The organism is uncultured Dysgonomonas sp. (genome assembly GCF_900079725.1).
GTDB lineage: Bacteria > Bacteroidota > Bacteroidia > Bacteroidales > Dysgonomonadaceae > Dysgonomonas.
On sequence record NZ_LT599032.1, the window covers coordinates 55,275 to 77,331 of the forward strand.

Below are 22,057 nucleotides of genomic sequence, written 5' to 3' on the forward strand. Positions count from 1 at the left end.
ATTTATTCGTTGGTGACGGCTCCGAGTGATATAGAGTTGTGGGGCAAAGAAATGGAATAGTTGCTGTATCTAAAAAATAAAGAAAGCTGGAGAATCTAAATTCTCTGGCTTTTTTTGTATTTTTATTACAAATAACAATTAGATGAGTTCAAGATGAATTGGATAAATGTCTTTGAAAATATAGGCTTCTTTACAGTTGGTGCCACAGGTATTTCTGGAATTATTATTTATCTGTTTAAAAAGATATTTGAGCAACAGATATCCTTATATAAAGAAAAAAGTATTTACCGCTTTTCTAAAGTATATACAGATAGGCTTGATATCATACGTGAAGTATATCGGAGATTAGTAAAAGCGGAATACTCCATTGAAATTCTCATGAGGCCTATTACTATTGGAGAAAGAAAATCAGAAGAAGAGTTGGAAAATGAAGCTTATCGTGACTACACTTCTTTATTTCAATATTACCAAGAAAATGAAATAATTTTTGAAGATGATACTATTACCCTTATAAATGATATTAAAAATCGGTTTGATAAGGTTTGGAAATCCTATAATTCCATGAAATTTATGGAAACAGCAAGAGGCAGTGAGCCTTGGGCCAAATCAATAGAAAACTCGATCTCTGTATATGAAGAGGAAATAATCAATGAAATTCCAAAATTAAAAAAGCTCCTGAAAAAGCAATTCCAGAAAGAGTTTGATTTATTACAGGCGTAATTGAATATTTATGAGTATGCTAAGCAAGGGAGGAAAAGGATATTGCATAATGTGTGCAGAAATCATCCCTCAGAATATAGATGATGTTTTTTGTGATAATTGTAGAAGTCAATATCATTACCCTATAAATAAAGGCTGCTATTGTCATATCTGTGGACAAAAAGGGTTGTTTAGTCACTTTTACCCCATCTGTATGGAATGTAAAGGACTCGACAGAGAAGGGTTGGATGCAAAGAGTGATATTTACAGGAAATGGCTAGCGAAATATAGTCTAGCTCCTATTGATAACTTAAAGCCATTATGGACCTGTATACCTGAGAAAAACGATACTGTATATAATGCAGATATAATAAAACTAATAGAAGTAACCAATTTAGGAAAAAGCTTTGATTTGAATAATATTTTCAAGGATGATGTCCGAAGTAATAGCCGAATTCTGAATATCTTGGAAAGATGGAATAGAAAGTTATATGTTGATCCTCCCACAATAATAAGAAATAACGACTCTTATATATTTAAGGATGGTCGCCACCGAACCATTGCAGCTTATCACTTACAAATTAAAACAATACCAGTGTTCTTAAAAAAGTAATTGCATTTTACCTTTTATATTTAAAATTTAAGCATGAATAGAATTATAATTATTGGTAATGGTTTTGACAAGGCTCATAATCTTAGAACTGGATACATTGATTTTATAGACGATTATTGGAGTAATTTTACCAATGAAATACGGGATATAATTGGGGAACAATATGGTATGGATACAATGATTAGACCTTACTCTGATAGTTGTGTCAGTCTTGAAAAAAAGACCAAGAGTGATGTAATGCAGAATAAGTCTCTTTTTTATTGTGAAAAAGAAAATCCGTACAACGAATTACTTAGTCATATTGAAGAGTATAATAAAGTATTTTCCCAAAAGCATGTTTCACTAAATTTTAAAAATAAATTCTTTGAATATATATCCAATCAATGTTCATTAACAAGCTGGTTGGATATCGAAAACGAATATTATGATGCATTAAAAAGACTTCTTCTGGAAGAAAGTTCTATAAAGCGAAACGAAAAGATTATTGAGTTAAACAAAGAATTTGAGTCCATTCAAGACCTTTTGGAAAAACACCTAGTGAATGTAACTGAGAATGTAGAAATAGAGAAACATCAATCTATACAAGAAGCCTTCTCAAGTGTTATAGAATTTGATGACATTGCTACTTGTAAACAGACTGAGTTTGTCGATTCGATATTCTCCGATATGTATCGTTTCGATAATTTAATGAATTTTGAACAAGATAAAGAAACAGATCCTCAATACAATATATGCAGTACTGTAGATGAAGAACGAATGTACTTTGTTGAAAAAAAATTAAAAAATCAGAACTTTAAAGAAGAATATTGTATGCCTTATACATTAATTCTAAACTTCAACTATACAAAAACAGCTGAAAGACTATATACAAACGAAGAAATGAATTACAAGGTCATCAATATCCATGGAGAACTTCAAAATCAAAATAATCAAATTATCTTTGGATATGGTGATGAGTTAGATGACGATTATCAGAAAATAGAAAAATTGCAGGATAATGATTTTTTAGAGAATATCAAATCTATAAAATACCATAAAACAAGAAATTACAGAGATTTATTGGAATTTATAAAATCTGGAATTTATCAAGTATTTGTCATGGGACACTCTTGTGGGAATTCGGATCGGACCCTACTTAATACTCTGTTTGAACACAATAATTGCGCTTCAGTAAAAGTATACTATAGACAATATCCAGATGGTTCTGACGACTATAGTAATTTGATAAGGAATATTTCACGGAATTTCAATAATAAACCTCAAATGCGAGACATAGTTGTAAATTGGGAGAATTGCTCACCACTGGTTCCGTACAAAAAGTATAATTAGATTATTATATTTTAATACTTTAGTTCATTAAGGGCTTTTATAACTGTCCCTCTCTTATAAAAACTTTCTAGATAAAAATCATTCGTAATTTTGCGAATAAAATAATGTTCGTATATTTGCGAACAATAAATATAAATAGCTATGTCAAAGAAAGAATTAACAGCCGATCAGGAACAATTAGCACGCTTTGCTAAAGCACTGGGACATCCTATTCGTATTGCCATACTTGAAATGCTTGCCAATCAATCATGTTGCTATCATGGCGACATGTCAGAGATATTACCAATAGCCAAAAGTACGCTGTCACAGCATTTGAATGAGTTAAAAGACGCAGGATTAATCCAAGGGACAATTACATTGCCTACTGTAAAATATTGTATCAACAACGAGAACTGGAATAAAGCCAAAGAATTGTTTGGTGGCTTTTTTACTCAGTTACAGAATACAGACGAAAATTGCTGATATAATTATGGACATCAGGTTTGCGACTAAAAAAGATATCCCCGCTATTAAAGAACTGTTCCGTTCAACTATCCTTTCAGTCAATTTGAAAGATTATACTTCCGAACAGGTCGAATGTTGGGCTGCAAGAGGAAAGGATGCGAGTATATGGGAAGAGTGGATAAATGAGCAATATTTTATACTTGCTGAGAAGAATAATATAATATTAGGATTTGCTGCCCTAAAATTATCAGGGTATTTAAACTCCATGTTTGTTCATAAAGACTATCAGGGAAAGGGCATTGCAACATTCTTACTTAAAAAGATTGAAGAATATGCACGGTTGAAAGATATTTCAGAAATAACTGCTGATGTCAGTATTACAGCCGAACCTTTCTTCTCAAAAAAAGGCTATGTTATTTTGGAACAACAGACCGTTTGCATTGGTATTTCCATGACAAACTATAAAATGTCAAAAATTTTATCCTGATATTTTTTTAAGATATACATTCGTTATTCTACGAAATAGGAACTGTTAGTATAAATACGAAATTATAAACAATATGAGAATTTTAATTCTGTGTACAGGAAATAGTTGCCGCAGCCAGATGGCACATGGATTTTTACAATCATTCGATCCTTCATTGTCTGTTTATTCCGCAGGGACAAAAGCAAGCGGAAAGGTAAACCCAAAGGCAATAGAAGTCATGCAGGATGCAGGTGTAGATATTTCACACCATACATCCGATAGTGTGGAGCAATATATGAATGATAAATGGGATTATGTGATAACCGTTTGCGGTGGTGCAAATGAAAGCTGTCCTGCATTCTCGGGAAAAGTAAAGAACCGTCTGCATATCGGTTTTGATGATCCGTCCGAAGCTACGGGAACACCCGAATTTATTCAATCCGAGTATATTAGGGTAAGGGATGAAATCAAAATAGCATTTTATGAATTATACACCGATAAGATAAAAGGTCATGAGTAAAAAGAAAATGAGTTTCTTAGATAAGAACTTAACACTTTGGATATTCCTTGCGATGGCTATCGGTGTAGGATTGGGGTATTTTATCCCGTCTTTCAGCAGCTACATAGATTCCATGTCGAGCGGAACAACAAACATTCCTCTGGCAATCGGTCTAATCCTGATGATGTACCCGCCATTGGCAAAAGTAGATTACAAACAACTGCCGAAAGTTTTCAAGAATGTCAGAATACTGACTGTCTCGTTAGTCCTGAATTGGATTATCGGACCTGCCCTAATGTTCTTACTTGCCATTCTCTTTTTACACGATTATCCCGAATACATGGTGGGGGTTATCCTGATAGGTCTTGCACGGTGTATTGCAATGGTGCTTGTATGGAATGATCTGGCAGAAGGTAATACAGAATACGGTGCGGGACTTGTCGCCCTGAATAGTATTTTTCAGGTATTTTTTTACAGTTTTTATGCGTGGATATTTGTAACAAAACTTCCTCCCTTGTTCGGTTTTGAGGGTACAATCGTGGATATATCCATAGGTACAATAGCCGAAACAGTAGCTATCTATTTGGGTATTCCTTTCCTGATAGGTATTCTAAGCCGATTGATATTAGTTAAAATAAAAGGGGAACAATGGTATAAAGAAAAATTTATTCCTACAATCTCTCCAATTACTTTAATCGCCTTACTATTTACCATAGTATTAATGTTTAGTCTCAAAGGAGGACTGATCGTACAAATACCATTAGATGTAGTGCGTATAGCAATACCATTATTAATCTATTTTGTAGTGATGTTCTTCCTCAGCTTCTTTGCAGGAAAATTAATGGGGGCGTCTTACGATAAAAATGCTTCGATAGCTTTTACAGCCACAGGTAACAACTTTGAACTGGCTATTGCTGTTGCTATTGGTGTCTTCGGCTTGCATAGCGGACAGGCTTTTGCAGGCGTAGTAGGCCCATTGGTGGAAGTTCCTGTACTTATCCTGTTGGTAAACATTGCCTTTTGGCTAAAAAAGAAATATTATAAATAAAATAACTACAATACTTTTAATATGAACACGAACGAAGAAAAGAAAGCTTTGGTAAAACAAAGATATAGTGAATTGGCTTTGAATAGTGATGCTTTAAAATCCGGTTGCTGTTGTGGAACGAACCCTGCAACTCCTTCAAAAAAAGTCTTTACAATTATGAGCGAAGACTACAGCGGGCTTAAAGGATATGAAGCCGATGCGGATTTGGGTGTAGGCTGTGGATTACCTACTGAGTATGCAGGTATTAAAGAGGGTAATACCGTTTTGGATTTGGGCTCAGGTGCGGGCAACGACTGTTTTATAGCCCGAGCAGAAGTCGGAGAAACAGGGAGAGTAATCGGTATTGACTTTTCTCCACAAATGATAGACAGAGCACGTAAGAACGCCACAAAGCGGGGCTATACTAATGTGGAATTTATTGAAGGTGATATTGAGAATATGCTTTTACCTAACAATTTCATTGATGTAGTAGTCAGTAATTGTGTTTTGAATCTTTTGCCTGAAAAGGATAGGATATTTAAAGAAATACACCGGGTATTGAAAAAAGGAGGTCATTTTTGTATCTCTGATGTTGNCAGTTGTCATTCCTGATGATGTTTTACAGGAACATCTGGATGAGTCGACGATAGCCGAATACAAAGGGGGCAATGTTGGCATTTATTCGATTACCGTTACAGGAGTAAAATCATAGAGTTGTTTAATGAAAATGATACGCCGCCTAAAAGGCGGCTTTTTTTGTCAAAAACCTGATTGCAGATAATTATCGGAATACATACCATGCATCCCGATAATTATCTCCGATCAGATTAAATACTCCACTCAATCTGCTTTTTCCTGCAAATTGTTTAGCTTCACGAATACTATGAAATTCGCCTAAAAGTCTGAATCCAATATATAGTCTGTACATTGTTGTTGATTTTTAGATTAATAAATTAGGCAGCCAATCGTTCCTCGATTTGCGAGATATTATTCTCCACAAGGCTGATAATCTGATTGTGATACTTGGTATTCTTATTACAAATACCTCTTGATTGAATAACCTTTAGTTGAGAAATTGAGACTTCTATTGTTTCAATCCGCTTACCATCTATACAAGCCGAAAGAATCAACGAATCTTTTTTTGAGTGATAACCGCCTACACAATGGTGCATGGCTTTACCCTCAGTTATTATCTCTGCAACACTTTCCAATACCCGTACACTGATTAACCCATCTGAAAATATGAGTCCGAAAAACTTAGCTTTAGCTTCTCTGAATGAATCTTCTTTTGCGAGTTGCTTTTCTATTTCCAATTGGGCATCTACTTTTGCTTTTTTTGCTACATATCGGTCGTGCTCTACTTTCAGATTATTGGGGCAAACGTATTTAGGATTAAGCAGGTCTTTACTAAAAAATCGAAGCAAGTCAATATAATCACACCAAAGAGTAGCATCTTTGATTTTGTAGTTATTGCGAATACAGATTCTAATCGATTGCCAATAGTTATCAATATTCTTCCATCCGCTATCCAGAATACGCTTTAATAGCTTGGCTTGTTTAGTTTTTATCAGCGTTTCGGCTTTACTATCTGTTAGTAGGATACGGAATAAATCCAACGGTTTCTGATTGTATAAAGCTTTCTTGTAGCCTGTACGCTTTAGTTCGGGTATCAGTTTTTGTTTTGGATATATTGCACCTGTATAGATACGATTATAAACATCAATCTCTTGTCTTAATTCCAATGGAGTATGAAATATCCATGAATCGTAATACATTGTACCCATTGTCTGCCTGAGTTTAGCAAATGTACAGTACTTCCCATCGGGAGCAATCCAACGTTGCATTACTTCAGATGCGCTGTATTTGGGTAGTTCCCCGATTTTACTTGTATAGCCTAACATAATTGTGCGTAGTACCTGATAGCCTTTGTGGGTATCAATAACTGTCATGTAATAGCTGTCATTGAATGTCCGTTTAGCAGTAGCTTTTACAGTCAGATTTGATTTACAGTTCGGACAATCACATCCTAAAAGAGTCGTAATCAGTTCGCCTTCTCCTTTCCATGAATGTCCACACTTGGAACAGGTCATAATGCCTTTCTTTGATCGATAACCGAGATATACAATTGCATTATCATATCCCCATTGTATCTGTTCTTTAGTTATTGCAGGTAATGTCTTACTTGCTTCTACAACTTGTTCTTGAAATTTATTCTTTGGTTTCATAGGTCAAAAAGGCTTAGTTGGTTTGTATTGGCTATTTGTTTAAATGTTGTCTTCTTCTTGGATTGCATCATCTTGTTATAGGCATCATTCTGTGCTTTTTGAATAGCATCCTGCCGTGCCTGTTGTTTTTCGTCCTCTGTTAGTTCTACTACATGGTTTACTGCAATTCTGGCATCGATCGGTTTGCCTACTTCTATGTTTTCTTCATCGTAATAATGTACTGCCATTGAGTAGACTTCATCATCCGTGAAACCATTACAACCGCTTTTCTGTACTTGATTCAGGATGTAAGTACAGCAATCATTAATATTCTTATCAAGGTTGGCAAACAATTGGGCGAACAAAGGGTCTATAGATGCCCTTTGTTCTAAGTGTGTCAATATGGTTCGTGTAAAATATGCTGTTGATTTCATAACTTTTATTTGTTTAGATTCAATACTTTTTGTAATTCTTCTCTCTTTGCTTTGGAAAATATCCATCCTGCTTGCTTTTCATTGTTGTGTGCCAGTCTCGGATTGAATTTTCCTCCCATTGCTTTGAGTAAATCTTTTATTTCTTTGGTATCTCCGAACAGGGCGATAGCTTTTTCTGAATAATCAACTATCTCAAAGGAGAGGTTATCGGATTCAAATTGGAGGGTTGGTTCTTTCTCGTTTTCAATAGAAGTATTATTCTCATTGCTGTTTTTGATATAAATACCATCGGGACATCCTGCGACATAGGCAAATTCATCAATCTTGTTCTTTCTGTCGTATATAGGGGATTTTTCAATAATCCATCCGCTGTATTTGCTTTCTCCTAAATAATAGCCTGCACCCATCGAATACTTTTCCCTGTGTTCATACTGTTCGTTATAGGTTGCCAGATGTGCTGTTTCTTCAAAGTTTGGAGCATACTTCCGCATCTCGGAAAAAACATCTCGCTTGTGTTTGGAGAAACCTAAGATTACTGTGCGTGCTACTCTTGAGGCATAATAGTCCGTTTGCGAGTCGGATTCATCAGCTTTCAAACGAGCCACAATAATTGCTTTGGCATCTTCGGGTAGGTTTTCATTCAGCCATTTGCGACCGATCTCCCTTACAGCCTTTCTTCGTTCATTTTCTTGTCGCTCTTTTTCCTGTTCTGCATCCTCTTTAGCCTTTGCTTTGACATAGAGTTCAGCGACTTCTTTTTCGGGCATGAATTCGATATTGTTTTCATCGTAATACATACCGATTCCAAACTTTTGGCTCAGCGGTTTAATGATTTCGGATTGTTGCATATCAAGTGTACGGAGGTTAATCAGATGATAGTGATAGCCGTACTTGTCATGTGTAATTTGGTGGACTACATAACGGTCATAGGAGTATCCTTCCATTTGAATAATTTGATTTTTTGCTGCTGCTTTCACTTCTGTATCGGTTGTTGTTCCTGCGAACAATGAATATAATTTTGTCATGGCTGTATGGATTAAAAGATTAGGAATAAGAAAATGGAGATAAGGATGATAAAAGCTATAATGGATAATATCATCTTGATAAATAGCTTTACTATTTTAAATACAAGACAGATAATCAGATAGCCACCGATAAGTCCTGTAATAACAGAAGTGTTTATACTCATTTGTGTAACTATCCATGCACACAGAGCCACTATTGCTACCCCTAAACCCAATTTTATGATGATTCCAGAGGGGAGGGAGTTTTGTTTCATTATTTTTCTTTCGTTTCTCATAACTGCGACTTTTTTTTTCATGCGTCATCCGTCAGGTCGGTCGTTTTTTGTTTCAAGGGCAACAAGCAGGTATAGGCTTTTAGACAGGCATATTTTTTCGTCAGTAAATACGCTCGCCTGAAAGGAAAGAGGAAGATTTCTGCGAAAACCGTTAGGCAATGAATATGCAGGACTAAAAGCCGTTCATACCTTTGCCCGATGAACAGAAAGACCGATCAAGAGATGGCTCCACTGGAAGAGGAGCGGTTATAAAAAGAGAAACGCAAAAGGGAAATTCTATAATATGGATGTATTAATTAAGATTCTTAATTCACGTTATCTCTATTGCTTTATGTACTTTTGTTTTGATGGAAAAGAAAGCTCTTGAAATATTTCGTGCAGAAGTAGATACTGAATTATCACTTCCTATAGCTGACGGAGGGATCAAAGCAGGATTCCCCAGTCCGGCACAGGATTTTATGGATTTGGCTATCGACTTGAATAAAGAGCTGGTTCGCCACCCGGCCAGCACATTCTATGGTCGTGTCCGTGGAGACAGTATGCAAGATGCAGGTGTTTATGATGGAGACATATTGATTATTGATAAATCTCTGGAGCCTCGAAACGGAGATATGGCAGTCTGCTTTGTCGATGGAGAATTCACTATTAAGTATATCAAAATAGAAAAAGAGATAGTGTGGCTGATACCTGCCAATGATAAATATAAGCCCGTTAAAGTGACAGAAGATAATGATTTTCTTATCTGGGGGATTGTTACTTATTCAATAAAAAAACAGAGATAATTTGCTTAATATGGATATAAAAACTTTAATAAATCGTCTACGTGTTAGGATAGAGGATGATTATTCTGAATATAGTGAGACATATTCAGAAAATATATTCGAAATAATTGACAACTATATAAATAACGATAAATATTCTGATTTAGAAAAAGCATTTTATCTGATATTGAATCAATATCCTAGTGATATGAAGAATTATTTTGTAAAGCCTAATGAAATGGTTCTTATACCAGATGTATATGATATGGGAAATCCAGGAATAGAATATGAAGTAGATTTTGCTATTTATGGAGGAGTATTGAATAATCCTGTTAAAATAGCAATTGAATGTGATGGAATTCGTTCTCATAGACAAAAACATAGTAATAAAGACAGAAGAAAGGACGTAAACTTTCAGGTGGCAGGTTGGATTGTTATTAGATTCGGTTCAAATGAAATTCATGAAGAATTGGCTAAGTATGAAAATCAAGAAAATTACACATCCGATTTTTTACAGTATATAGAAAATGTAATAAATGAAACTTCGCAGATAATCACATGGAGGTCATATGCGAAAGCTGACTTTAGAAGTAGATTAACTGGATATAAGTGGGGATACGTACTTTGCCCACTATGTGGAAAAAGCCAAATGGGAGAATTGAATCATATAAAACATGTCTGTAGGCATTGTGGTGAAAAATTCAAAAGAGAGGTCTTTTCAAGTGAAAATGTAAAATATGAACATAACGGAATATTGTATTTTGATTAATGTACGCCCTAATCGACTGTAATAACTTCTTTGTTTCGTGTGAACGGGTTTTTAATCCGTCATTAAACAATCGTCCTGTTGTTGTACTCAGCAATAACGATGGTTGTGTTATATCCCGAAGCAATGAGGCCAAAGCGTTAGGTATAAAAATGGGAGTACCATTCTTTCAAATAAAAGAGCTCGTTAAACAATATAATGTTGGGGTTTACTCTACTAATTTCACACTATATGGAGATATGTCGGACAGGGTAATGAATACGTTATCAAATCTTGTTCCCGATATGGAGATATATTCTGTGGATGAAGCTTTTCTTCATCTGCACGGAATAGAGGATATTGTAAGCTATAGCAAACATATCATCCATACAGTAACTAAAAATACAGGGATTTCTGTATCGATAGGCGTAGCACCTACTAAGACATTAGGTAAGATAGCCAATCACTTTGCTAAGAAGTACAAGGCATATAACAATGTTTGCATTATTGATAACGAGGAGAAGCGTATTAAAGCATTACAAAAGACACCTATAGGTGATGTTTGGGGAATCGGGCGTCGGCATACAAAGATGCTTGAATATCACGGGGTAAAAACAGCGTATGATTTAACCCAAAAGACTCGATCATGGGTCAGAGGCAAGATGACTGTAATCGGGGAACGTACCTGGCTGGAATTACAAGGCATCCCCTGTATTGAAAAAGACGAACTGTCGGCGAAGAAACAACAGATATGCACATCCAGAAGTTTTGGACAGCCAATTACAGAATACAACAATTTATTAGAATCTATTGCTTCTTTAGCTTCATTGAGTGTCGCTAAACTGAGGAAACAGAAAACCGTTACCAAAGCTATTTATATTTTCGTCCAAACTGATAGATTTGATGAAGATGTGTATAAACCGTCAAAGGTTGTTCCTTTGTCATTCTATACTTCAGATACAGCTGAGATAATCGGGTACTGTCGTCAGGCTTTGGATTCGATATATTTGCCGAATCTTGAATATAAAAGAGCCGGAGTGGTATTGATCGATATTATTCCCGAAGAATATGCACTACGGGACTTCTTTGATGAAAAAGACCGTGATAAGCAGCAGCGATTAAATCAAACGTTGGATGAGATAAATAAAAAGAATGGACGTGACACCATAAAACTTGCTATTGAAGGAAACGGCTATAGTAAGAATATTCGTCAGGAGCATCTTTCACAACGCTATACAACCAATTTTAATGATATTATTGAGATTAGAATTTAATCGTATTATTATAATTGAAACGTAATTTATAATCCACGAAAAAGGTTTAACTATTACTCATAATTAAATATCTTTCTTAGGGCAACAAGTATTCTATTCTGTTTGATTAAAATCAAACAGAATACTCTCATGATAAATATATTTTATTAATTTGATCGTTCTAACTTTTCCAGATCAAGTACTATTTGTTTATTGAGTTTTGCAATATTACAAAAATGCTGACTGACTATTAATGGATCTCCGTAAGAGTTTTCATTTGAATTCCTGACCATACACATGGTGCAATATTCCCTATCTATACATTGAATACATTTAGGGAAATCTTTGTTCCGCAAACCTCTTAAATATTGTACTTTTTCGGAATTCTCCCAAATATCTTTGAGGAGAGTATTTTTTACATTACCAACAATATAATCCTGCCAGCCTGCACATGGGTATACATCTCCATTTTCTGTTATACATATAGAGAAACGGCAAACACTACAAACAAAATCATTCGATGTCGCATCTTTTTTCTCTTTAGCAGCCATTTGCATCTGTTCTAAATATTTTGTATCAGTTGCGACTTTATCGTATATGATTCCTCTGATTTCATTAATCGGTAAGCGACAATTCAAATTTTGCGTTGTATGATCATATTCTGCAATAAGGTTATAATCAGTTCCGACATGAACTTTTTGTTTATTAGCCCATTCTATAACATCATTATAAGTACTCTTATTTTGTTTCATTATTGGACAGCTTATTTGCAAAGGGATATCGTTCTCAATCAGTTTTAAAATTGCATTTTTCGTTTTCTCAAAACTTCCTTTCATTTGAGTTATCTCATCGTGGATAGCTGGAGTCATTGAGTATAATGAGACTTGAACACCTAAAAGAGGATTCGCCTTCATTTCTTCAATTATTCTATCATTTAGTAATGTTAAATTACTAAGTACATTTACAGAAAAATTATATTCTCTGCATTTTTTTAAAAAGTCACAGAACTCCTTGTGCAACATTGGTTCTCCACCACTTAAGGTCAAATGCAGTAGTTTTAGATCTTTACATTGTTCTAAAATAGCATAGAACAAGTTTGGAGAAATACTACTTATTTTATTTTCGTGAGGTATATAGCAGTGTAGACATCTTTCGTTACATTTACTGGTAAGTTCTATGTGTAAATTTGTAAGCTGTGGCTTGCCATTAAAGTATTCTTCAAAGAAATCTTGTGTATCTTTTTCTGAATACTTACTTATTGAAAGAGAATCCTCATTTATAGTTTCATCATCTAACATCTTGTATGAAAATTGTGTATCTTTTTCTTCACATTCCTCAAATGTTTTGCCAGACACAACAAATCCATCTTGTTCAAGCATGCAATAAAATTCAGAAGCATCACTTTTTATTGTTTGTATATCAACATCAGGGAATTGCTTATTTATTTTATTTGAAAGTTCATTAATGTTTTGAGGTTTTCTATCTAATACCGAGAAAAATACATTTCCACTTTCTGATAGAATTTTGTCGCCGATGTAATTTTCATTACTATTAATTAGTTTATATCCAAAATTTCGATTATCGGTAATATATCCAAAAGACTCATAACTTCTGAATATGATATTAGATTTTTGCTTGAAAAACATAAGAATACTTCTTTAGTAAAATCAGGAAATGCATTTAATTATAAAACAGCATCTCCTGATTAATTTGTTCATTAACGTCCTCCAGGTCCTGGTTTATTACAAGGCCTTCCACTTGGCTTACTATTAGGACGGCATTCTGCCATCTGAGTAGTACTTTTTGCCAATACTTTAGGTTTCGTATAGGTCATAAGTTACCTCCTTTTTAATAGTTAATATTTTAGTTGTTAATCACACTTAAAAATATAAAACAACTATCATTCTACAAAGCATTTATCATTTTTATTTTAACATTTTCATGTAAATATTTTCAATAGATAGAGATGTTTTGATTAATATTGGGATACCTTTCCTACATATTATTGTTATTTACTGCGGAAGACTGCAGGATGAGGAGCTAGAAAAGTGTCTTAGAAACAAAGAAGAGGAGCTATCACCCCTCTTCTTCATTTTGTATATATCCTACACGCTTTCGAGATTTACTGTTCTGCTCTCTTGTACTGGCTAATTCAGTCAAAGCCTGATATATCTGATTAAACTGTATATTAGTTTCGATCATAAATGTTTCTAGCTTTTGATTTAGTTCTGCATAGTCTAAAGTATACTGTCGTAAAGCGACAAAAGCTCTCATGATTGAGATATTGATTTCAATGGCTATCTTACTTCGGAGAACGGATGAAAGCATAGACACTCCCTGTTCTGTGAATGCAAATATTTTAGATATACCCACATTATAGCCTGAGGGTATCACAGATTGTGATACCCCTATATTTATCAATTCTAAAGCTTCTTCGTTTGTCAATTCAAACATAAAGTCGTTTGGGAAACGCTCGATATTTCTTCTTACAGCTTGTTTTAATGCTCTGGTTTCTACCTGATACAACTCTGCTAAATGAAAATCAATCATCACCCGTAATCCACGAACTTCAAAAATCTTATTTTGTATTATCTGTAATTCCATATTAATTCGAAGTATTAAGTGAATATTTTTTCATATTAGAATTAAATAGTATAATCATTTCTGATTTAGCTTCTACTTTTCCGTATTCACAGAAAGCATTCAATACCCATTCCCGAAAAGCTTTGGTATATAAGGATTGAATACGAAAACTCAAGAAGATAACAACCTCTAAATTATAATAAGTACGAATATATTCTTCTGTCTCATTCCGAGTATATCTGTATTCTTCTGTCACATCCGGTTCTTTCAATAAACCTTCTTTAAACATAGCTTTGAGGTGTTTATTGATTGTAGGAATATATGTACCAAACAAATCAGCAATTTCATTTACTGTCATCCAAATCGTACTATTTACTATTTTTACTTCAATAATGGGACTATCAGTCTCTACATCTATAAACTTTATATATCCTGTTTCCATAATTTAGATTTTATTGATTTACTGCAAATTTATCACTCAGACCTTTTACTTTTGAAGCAAAATCATCCATGTCGTTACTTATCTTAGAATCAGTGATACGGGCATATATTTGAGTTGTTCGAATATTAGTATGCCCCAGCATCTTACTTACACTCTCAATCGATACTCCCTTAGAAAGAGTCAGAGTCGCAAATGTGTGCCGGGCTAGGTGGAAGCTCAATTCCTTATCAATTCCACATAAAGAACCGATTTCTTTCAAATATGCATTTACCTTTTGGTTGCTTGGAACCGGAAGTACACGATCATCTGATAATGCTCCTTCATATTTATCCAATATCTTTTGAGGAATATCAAGCAAAGGAATGGTAAAAGACACTCCTGTTTTCTCTCTTTTACCTATTAACCAGAGTTTGTTATCAAATGATATACGAATATTTTCTTTTCGCAGATTTTTCACATCGATGTAAGCCAATCCGCAAAAACAGGAGAAAATAAAAATGTCCCGAATCTGATCCAGGCGCTTTATCGTTATCTTCTTGTTAATGATAGATTCTATTTCGTTCTGTGTTAAATAACCTCGATCGACTTTCTTAATCCGGATCTTATAATTTATAAATGGATCACTCTTTAACCAGCCATTATTCTTGGCTATAAGAACAATTCGCTTAAAAAACTGCATAAATTTGGCTGTTGTATTCAGATTACAACCTGCTTTGGTCAAGAGATAAACCTCAAAATCAGTTATAAAAATAAAGTCGATTTCTTTTAAGGCAACATCTGAACGATTGTATTTTTCTTTGATGAAAGAAGTCAGATGCTTTCTGGTTACTTCGTACTTTTGGTAAGTAGCCTTACTTTTATTTATGCCGATCAGTTTCTCAACATCTTCATTATGCTTTCTGAAAAGATCAAGCAGCATCTGCTGTTGGATCTCAACACCAAAGAAGATATTCTTAATACGTTCAGGGGTAACAGAAACTTCTCTTTCCAGTAGTTCTCTGTAAATCTTAGTCATCGTTGCTTTGATACCATCAAGCACTGAGTTCGTGTTAATGACTTCCTGTGTTTTTCCAACAAGCTTACCTGCCGTTACATTCCATAATTTAGGATCAACATCAACCTTTGTTCCAAACTGGATCGATTTTCCATTAATGGTAATTCGTCCCATAACCGGCATCTTGCCGTTTGCTTTTAATCCATTCTTTTTTCCATAAAAAAGGATACTGAATGTCGTCTTTTTCATAACTCAAAATTTAATTTCAAAAATACATTCAACAATCAAATAATGAGATAAATACAGACTTCCAAAAATGGACTATAAACTGCCTAAATCAGACAAATCGTAACCTATTTTGATTTTCTGACAATAGGTTACGAATAGGTTACGCAGCTATGTCAAAAAATGGCTTTTTTATGGCTTCTATATGAAATGGGGATAAACGAAAAAGTCCCACAAATCACTGATTTGTAGGACTTTTCTTGTTTTTGGCTTATTTTGTCTTAGCCTTTTGGCGGAGAGAGAGGGATTCGAACCCCCGGAACCTCGCAGTTCAACGGTTTTCAAGACCGCCGCAATCGACCACTCTGCCATCTCTCCAATGCTTGTTCAGCATTGTGCTTTCCTTCAAAAGCGATGCAAAGATATGTACTTTTTTCTAATTCCAAAATAAATATCAGCCTTTTTTGAGATAAATCTGCATCATCAGAAGAAATGCTTGTTGAGGAAGTCCATAAATCTCACCTTATATGATTCTGACACAGGAATATATTCCTTTCCGAATACGATACAGTTTCTTTCTATTGTTTTTATCTTATCCAGATTAACGATAAAAGAACGATGTACACGCATAAACTGCTTTTCGGGAAGTTTCTCCTCCAACGATTGCATACTCATCAGCGAACTTACCGGCTCCTTTTGTGTTTCCAGATGGAATTTTACATAATCCTTTTGGTTCTCTATATAAAGAATATCGTCAAACTCTATTTTTTCCATTCTATAACCCGATTTCACGAATATACTCGAAGCGGAGGATGCTGCATTATCATTTGATGAAGCGGCTGTCAACTTAAACCATTCCAATGCTTTATTTGCAGCCTGCAAAAACTCGGTATAATTAATTGGCTTTAGCAGATAGTCCAGGGCATTTAACCGGAAACCATCTACGGCATACTGATCATAAGCCGTCGTAAATATAATCTTTGTAGTAGGAGGGAGGGTCTTGGAAAATTCCAGGCCTGTTATCTGAGGCATATTTATATCCAGAAACAATACATCTATTTTATCGTTGCTTATCGTATCCATAGCAGACAAAGCATTATTGAAAGTCCCTATCAATTCTAAAAAAGGAGTTTTTGCAACATATGTCTTCAACAAATCTATTGCTAGAGGTTCATCATCTATTATTACACATTTCAGTTTCATAATATATTTTTTTCTTTCCCAAAATCGATTCTTAATAATGTAAAGAAACTGTTTGTCCGTTTCTCTGCGATAAATTCATGCCTGTTAGGATATAGGAGATCAAGCCTTTTAGAGAGGTTGGTTAAACCAATGCCGGAATTATGCTCTTCCATATTCATATTTTCTTCTCTTTTCACAAGGCTGTTCTCCACAGTGCAAAGTACCCCTTTTCCCGGATCTACCAAAATACTAACATCAATAAAACTTTCTTCACCATTATTTATTCCATGTTTAAAAGCATTCTCTATCAGGGTTATAAACATTAATGATGCGATCATATCATGGCTACTTTTGCCGTCTATCAGCACATTTAGTTTCACGTTAGCGCTTAGACGGAGTTTCATTAAATCAATATAGTTTTGAGTAAACGTTAATTCCTTATCCAAAGGAACAAATTTCTCATCATTATCGTACATTACATAGCGTAAAAGATTACTGAGCCTGTGTACCGCATCCTGTGCCCTGTTCTGATCGATAGCAATCAGTGAATATATATTATTCAGCGTATTAAAGAGAAAGTGAGGATTAAGCTGGCTTCTCAAATTACGCAAATCGGCCTCTAATTGAACGCTTTTCGCCTTTTCAAAATTAATAGAATCACGATACCAGCGAATTGTTGTTTTTATTGCCACAGCGAGCCCTATCACAAAAATAATCGATACATAATCGAATACGAAACGCATCAGAAGAGGAGGCCCGCCATGCTTGCCTTCCGGGAATCGACCCATATGTGGAGGCTTCTTCTGTATACCTTCCTCTATAGTCTGTATCACCTGTGGATCAGGGCGCATAGATTCTGATACAAAAGTCTGAAGGATTACCAGAACAACTATAAGCGCTATATTTGTAATAACATAAAGAGCAAACTTCCTATTGAACAAATATTTCTCTATCAAATAAGAATAGTTTGCATAAAACAATATGGCAAATATCCCCATGCGGATAACATAATTATAATAAGGTTTATAATCGAATGTTCCTTCACGCGAGATCAAATATATCGGAACCACCAATGCAATCGTCCATATAATGATGTGTGGAAATATTTTTATAAAGTTCTTCATGCTTATATCATTTTAAAATACAGAAAGTTAACATTAGATACTTCAAGTAATAATTTACATTCATTAACTACATTTCGTTAAAAAGTAACAAACGTAACACAAAAAGTAATTAAATAATTAAGAATGAAAAATTAATAATTAGTTCTTATCATTATGACTTATGTCTCAAAATTCATTGTTTGTTAAAAAGTAACAAAGGTAACACATTATTCATATTTTATTACTGTTACTTTTTCCGAAAACCAATAATGAAATCAAATATCTCTGTATCTATAGCACAACCCTATAGATAAACAAATCTAGGGATAATTCAACCTTATTCATATCTCAGAGCTTCGATCGGATCAAGGTATGATGCTTTTTTTGCAGGATACCAGCCGAAGAAAATTCCCGTTGCAGTACACACAATGAAAGACAATACAATAGTATATACCTGGATGCTGATAGGCCATGCCAGCAGATAATTTACCATAAAAGCACTGCTGACACCAAGTATCACGCCGATAATCCCACCTGTTACGCTCAGAAGAATGGCTTCGATTAGGAACTGCATTAATATATCCACACCTTTGGCACCGATAGACATACGCAGCCCGATTTCGCGGGTACGCTCTGTTACTGATACATACATGATATTCATAATGCCTATACCACCTACCAACAAAGATATTCCGGCTATACAAGCCAGTAGGACAGTCATCATATCGGTAGTGGAACTCATCATGGAGATCAGCTCTTTCTGTGAACGTACATTAAAATCATCTTCATCATTCGCACCTATTTTATGACGCTGTCTCAAGATGTTTTCTATACTTGTTATAGCATCCTCTGTAGCGTCCTCTGTTACGGCAGAGGCCGATATGGACTGAATGTAAGTAATGGCCAAAATGCGCTTCTGAACTGTCGTATAAGGAGCGATAATCAGGTCGTCCTGATCCATTCCCATTGTATTGTCACCTTTCGAGGTAAGTACACCTATTACTTTGAAAGGTATTTTGTTAAAACGAATTGTCTGTCCAACAGGGTCTTCACCATTTGTAAACAAATTATCTACAACAGTCTGTCCTATTACACAAACTTTTGCAGAAGTCTTAACATCTCCTTCACTAAACATTTCGCCCTGAGCAATAGTATATTTGCGAATATCAAGATAGGAGGGATTCACACCATATATGGAAGTAGGAGAGTTGTTCGCTCCAAAAATCACTTGTCCCGATGACTGCACTTCGGGTGATGTTGCCGAGATATATTCGGCCTGTTCTGCAATAGCCTCATAATCTTCGAGTTTGAGCGTCTGCATACTCGATGCACTCTGACGTACTCCGCCAAACTGGCCTGTCCCGGGTCGAATATTTATCATATTCGACCCCATTGTGGATATCTGGTCCTGTATACTCTTCTTCGAGCCTTGTCCTATTGCAAGCATGGTAATAACGGCCGCTACACCGATTATAATACCTAGCATGGTAAGAAATCCCCTGAACTTATTACCGCTCAATGCCCGAAGAGCTATTTTGAATAGATTTACTAGATTCATAATTCTAATTTTTTGATGTGCCAATGAAATAATGTGCCGATATGCCAATTTTTTTAATATGATATATCTTATTTGTAAATTAAATAACTTTCAATTACGTTATTGGCACATTAATTATCCTCTTTCGGCAGTTTCGCTATAAATTCTTTTGCCGACTGGATACTATCATTATATTTATCTTCCTTGATACTACCGTCGCGAATAACAATATTACGGCTGCTGAATGCTGCTATTTCCGGGTTATGCGTAACAAAAATAATTGTACGCCCTTCTTCATCATGCATGCGTTGCAGTACGGAAAGAATTTCGAAAGAAGTACGGGTATCTAGGTTTCCGGTAGCTTCGTCAGCCAGTATTATCACAGGTTCATTTACCAGTGCACGGGCAATAGCCACACGTTGCATCTGACCTCCCGACATCTGATTGGACTTATGGTTCAGCCGATCGCCCAATCCTACTTCTTCCAGGGCCTTAATCGCGCGTTGATGGCGTTCCTTTGCCGAAACATCAGGGTTATACATAAGGGGTAATTCTACATTTTCCACAGCTGTAGTCTTCGCCAGCAGATTATAAGACTGGAATATAAATCCGATCTTACGGTTGCGTAGTGTAGCCCTGTCATTCTTACCCATTTTGCGGACAGAAATACCGTCCAGATAATATTCTCCTTCTGTAGGAGTATCCAGGCACCCCAGTATATTCAGTAAAGTAGACTTCCCGGAACCGCTCGTACCCATAATGGTCACAAACTCGCCCTCCTGTATACTGAAATTGACTCCACGCAAGGCATGAACCGTTTCATCACCTACGATATAGTCGCGTTTCAGGTTTTCTACTCTTATAATTTCTTTATTCTGATTCATTACATTATGCTATTTTATATGAAGGAAATGCCGGACTGGTATTACAATCACATAGGAGACATCCGGCATTCCCCGCATAAACACAGTGCTCGTATTATTTCTTCTTATTACCACCGGGACGCTGAGGCATAAACGGACTCGATTCGCCGTTTGCTTTTTCAGGCTCAGGCATATTGCCGTTTGTCTTCTGCGAAATACCTGTAGCAACTTCTTCCCCCAGATTAAGACCCTCCTTTACAGACACATGTACGCCATCAGTGGTTCCTACAGTAATCTGTTTAGGCGAAAGTGTATTTCCTGATTTTACCCAAACTACTTTCTTGGTTTTATCTTTCGGATCAAACTGTAGGGGCTGTCCTAATGTCAGGTCTTTAAAATTTTTCATTATATCGGGATCAGGATTGAAACGCAATGCCTTGGATGGTACTACCAGCACATCTTGTTCTTCCTGTGTATAGATATTGACACTGGCTGTAAGTCCCGGTTTCAGTTTCAATTCGGGATTCGGAGCATCTATAACAACTTCGTATGTAACAACATTAGATGTTGTGGTTGCTTCGAGCCTTACCTGTACTACTTTCCCTTCAAATTCATCCTCAGGAAAGGCATCCACTGTAAATGTTACACGCTGTCCTTCTTTCACTCCACCTATATCCGCCTCGTCTACATTGGCGATCACACGCATCTTGGTCAGGTCGTTAGCTATAGTAAACAGGGTAGGGGTGCTGAACGATGCTGCCACCGTTTGCCCTTCTTCCACTGCACGTGATATAACCACGCCGTCGATAGTAGATGTGATGGTTGCATATCCCAGGTTGGTCTGAGCTTTCAGTACAGCAGCTTTCGACGAAGTTACAGCCAACTGTGCCGTCTGGTAGGTAGATTCAGCGTTTTCCCAGTCTACTTTACTGATCGCCTGCTTTTCCCACAGGCCTTTCTGACGGTCGTAATTTTGCTTTTGTAATGTAAGCTCAACCTGCCTTGTCTGTAGATTGGCGTTCGCATTTTCCAGTTCCGATACAAGCAGCCTTTTATCCAGTTCGGCCAATACTTGACCGGCTTTCACTTCCGAATTAAAGTCCACATATATTTTGGATATAACACCCGATACCTGTGTACCTACCTCTACTAGTGTTATTGGCTCTATAGTACCTGTTGCTGTAACAGCAATAGAGATATTTCCTTTTTCTGCCTTCGCTGTATCCAGCATAATGGCAGAACCTTTTGCTGACGGAAGTAGGAAGAATATCCCTGCAACTACAATTGCGACTACGGCTGCAATAATCAGGTATTTTTTTAGTTTCTTATTCATAATTAGTTTCGAGTTACGAGT

Annotated in this window: 24 protein-coding genes, 1 tRNA gene and 1 pseudogene; 11 read left to right on the forward strand and 15 right to left on the reverse strand. The window is 35.7% G+C overall.

Going from position 1 to position 22,057, the window contains the following annotated elements; translation table 11 throughout:
* Positions 1-153: 153 nt before the first annotated feature.
* The 8 genes and pseudogenes from QZL88_RS00245 (at position 154) to QZL88_RS00280 (ending at position 5,789) form a co-directional block, all read left to right on the forward strand.
* Entirely contained in the window at positions 154-720 is a 567-nt protein-coding gene (locus tag QZL88_RS00245) for a hypothetical protein (protein WP_135104137.1), read from the forward strand.
* A 10-nt stretch (positions 721-730) separates the two neighbouring features.
* Complete coding sequence (locus tag QZL88_RS00250; RefSeq protein WP_135104136.1) at positions 731-1,312, forward strand: hypothetical protein; 582 nt, start codon at positions 731-733, stop codon at positions 1,310-1,312.
* A gap of 33 nt (positions 1,313-1,345) precedes the next feature.
* Positions 1,346-2,641, forward strand: coding sequence for an AbiH family protein (locus QZL88_RS00255; protein ID WP_296937739.1), 1,296 nt, complete (start codon positions 1,346-1,348; stop codon positions 2,639-2,641).
* Positions 2,642-2,782: 141 nt separating this feature from the next.
* The gene (locus tag QZL88_RS00260) at positions 2,783-3,103 is read left to right on the forward strand and encodes a metalloregulator ArsR/SmtB family transcription factor (RefSeq protein ID WP_288210413.1); all 321 of its coding nucleotides are present in this window, start codon (positions 2,783-2,785) and stop codon (positions 3,101-3,103) included.
* A 7-nt stretch (positions 3,104-3,110) separates the two neighbouring features.
* Positions 3,111-3,572, forward strand: coding sequence for a GNAT family N-acetyltransferase (locus QZL88_RS00265; protein ID WP_288210412.1), 462 nt, complete (start codon positions 3,111-3,113; stop codon positions 3,570-3,572).
* 73 nt (positions 3,573-3,645) lie between these two features.
* Positions 3,646-4,071 carry an arsenate reductase ArsC gene (locus tag QZL88_RS00270; RefSeq protein ID WP_296937746.1) on the forward strand — a complete coding sequence of 142 codons (426 nt, stop codon included), beginning with the start codon at positions 3,646-3,648 and terminating at the stop codon, positions 4,069-4,071.
* Entirely contained in the window at positions 4,064-5,098 is a 1,035-nt protein-coding gene (arsB, locus tag QZL88_RS00275; protein ID WP_291028912.1) for an ACR3 family arsenite efflux transporter, read from the forward strand. The genes QZL88_RS00270 and arsB overlap by 8 nt, the downstream gene beginning before the upstream one ends.
* Positions 5,099-5,119: 21 nt before the next feature.
* Positions 5,120-5,789 (forward strand): annotated as a pseudogene (locus QZL88_RS00280) (methyltransferase domain-containing protein).
* 69 nt (positions 5,790-5,858) lie between these two features.
* On the opposite strand, the gene QZL88_RS00285 reads toward QZL88_RS00280, so the two are convergent.
* The 5 genes from QZL88_RS00285 to QZL88_RS00305 are packed head-to-tail and all read right to left on the reverse strand — an operon-like array spanning position 5,859 to position 9,015.
* Positions 5,859-6,005, reverse strand: a complete 147-nt coding sequence (locus QZL88_RS00285) for a hypothetical protein (RefSeq protein WP_288210408.1) — start codon at positions 6,003-6,005, stop codon at positions 5,859-5,861.
* Between the two features lie 25 nt (positions 6,006-6,030).
* The gene (locus tag QZL88_RS00290) at positions 6,031-7,302 is read right to left on the reverse strand and encodes a PcfJ domain-containing protein (protein WP_288210407.1); all 1,272 of its coding nucleotides are present in this window, start codon (positions 7,300-7,302) and stop codon (positions 6,031-6,033) included.
* On the reverse strand, positions 7,299-7,715 hold the full coding sequence (locus QZL88_RS00295; RefSeq protein ID WP_288210406.1) for a PcfK-like family protein: 417 nt from the start codon (positions 7,713-7,715) through the stop codon (positions 7,299-7,301). The genes QZL88_RS00290 and QZL88_RS00295 overlap by 4 nt, the downstream gene beginning before the upstream one ends.
* Positions 7,716-7,720: 5 nt before the next feature.
* Positions 7,721-8,740: a fusion protein gene (locus QZL88_RS00300; RefSeq protein ID WP_288210405.1), complete on the reverse strand. Its 1,020-nt coding sequence runs from the start codon at positions 8,738-8,740 to the stop codon at positions 7,721-7,723.
* A gap of 11 nt (positions 8,741-8,751) precedes the next feature.
* Positions 8,752-9,015: a hypothetical protein gene (locus tag QZL88_RS00305; RefSeq protein WP_288210404.1), complete on the reverse strand. Its 264-nt coding sequence runs from the start codon at positions 9,013-9,015 to the stop codon at positions 8,752-8,754.
* A gap of 347 nt (positions 9,016-9,362) precedes the next feature.
* On the opposite strand from QZL88_RS00305, the gene umuD reads away from it, so the two are divergent.
* From umuD to QZL88_RS00320, 3 genes are read left to right on the forward strand one after another with little or no spacing between them, the layout of a single operon-like run.
* Positions 9,363-9,797 carry a translesion error-prone DNA polymerase V autoproteolytic subunit gene (gene umuD / locus QZL88_RS00310; RefSeq protein WP_288210403.1) on the forward strand — a complete coding sequence of 145 codons (435 nt, stop codon included), beginning with the start codon at positions 9,363-9,365 and terminating at the stop codon, positions 9,795-9,797.
* Between the two features lie 10 nt (positions 9,798-9,807).
* Positions 9,808-10,545 carry a DUF559 domain-containing protein gene (locus tag QZL88_RS00315; protein WP_288210402.1) on the forward strand — a complete coding sequence of 246 codons (738 nt, stop codon included), beginning with the start codon at positions 9,808-9,810 and terminating at the stop codon, positions 10,543-10,545.
* Positions 10,545-11,795, forward strand: coding sequence for a Y-family DNA polymerase (locus tag QZL88_RS00320; protein WP_296937753.1), 1,251 nt, complete (start codon positions 10,545-10,547; stop codon positions 11,793-11,795). Before QZL88_RS00315 ends, QZL88_RS00320 begins: the two co-directional genes overlap by 1 nt.
* 146 nt (positions 11,796-11,941) lie before the next feature.
* Here the strand turns inward: QZL88_RS00320 and QZL88_RS00325 are convergent, their stop codons facing one another.
* The 10 genes from QZL88_RS00325 to QZL88_RS00370 form a co-directional block, all read right to left on the reverse strand.
* Positions 11,942-13,420 carry a radical SAM protein gene (locus tag QZL88_RS00325; protein ID WP_135104123.1) on the reverse strand — a complete coding sequence of 493 codons (1,479 nt, stop codon included), beginning with the start codon at positions 13,418-13,420 and terminating at the stop codon, positions 11,942-11,944.
* A gap of 430 nt (positions 13,421-13,850) precedes the next feature.
* Entirely contained in the window at positions 13,851-14,378 is a 528-nt protein-coding gene (locus QZL88_RS00330) for an ORF6N domain-containing protein (RefSeq protein ID WP_167755420.1), read from the reverse strand.
* A gap of 1 nt (position 14,379) precedes the next feature.
* The gene (locus tag QZL88_RS00335) at positions 14,380-14,799 is read right to left on the reverse strand and encodes a hypothetical protein (protein ID WP_296937759.1); all 420 of its coding nucleotides are present in this window, start codon (positions 14,797-14,799) and stop codon (positions 14,380-14,382) included.
* Between the two features lie 10 nt (positions 14,800-14,809).
* Entirely contained in the window at positions 14,810-16,042 is a 1,233-nt protein-coding gene (locus tag QZL88_RS00340; RefSeq protein ID WP_296937761.1) for a site-specific integrase, read from the reverse strand.
* Between the two features lie 266 nt (positions 16,043-16,308).
* Positions 16,309-16,396 (reverse strand) — tRNA-Ser (locus tag QZL88_RS00345).
* 105 nt (positions 16,397-16,501) lie between these two features.
* The gene (locus QZL88_RS00350; protein WP_296937763.1) at positions 16,502-17,221 is read right to left on the reverse strand and encodes a LytTR family DNA-binding domain-containing protein; all 720 of its coding nucleotides are present in this window, start codon (positions 17,219-17,221) and stop codon (positions 16,502-16,504) included.
* On the reverse strand, positions 17,218-18,324 hold the full coding sequence (locus QZL88_RS00355; protein WP_296937764.1) for a sensor histidine kinase: 1,107 nt from the start codon (positions 18,322-18,324) through the stop codon (positions 17,218-17,220). The genes QZL88_RS00350 and QZL88_RS00355 overlap by 4 nt, the downstream gene beginning before the upstream one ends.
* Positions 18,325-18,640: 316 nt before the next feature.
* The gene (locus tag QZL88_RS00360) at positions 18,641-19,861 is read right to left on the reverse strand and encodes an ABC transporter permease (RefSeq protein ID WP_296937766.1); all 1,221 of its coding nucleotides are present in this window, start codon (positions 19,859-19,861) and stop codon (positions 18,641-18,643) included.
* Positions 19,862-19,971: 110 nt separating this feature from the next.
* Positions 19,972-20,724: an ABC transporter ATP-binding protein gene (locus QZL88_RS00365; protein ID WP_296937768.1), complete on the reverse strand. Its 753-nt coding sequence runs from the start codon at positions 20,722-20,724 to the stop codon at positions 19,972-19,974.
* A gap of 94 nt (positions 20,725-20,818) precedes the next feature.
* Positions 20,819-22,036, reverse strand: a complete 1,218-nt coding sequence (locus tag QZL88_RS00370) for an efflux RND transporter periplasmic adaptor subunit (protein ID WP_296937770.1) — start codon at positions 22,034-22,036, stop codon at positions 20,819-20,821.
* Between the last annotated feature and the right edge of the window lie 21 nt (positions 22,037-22,057).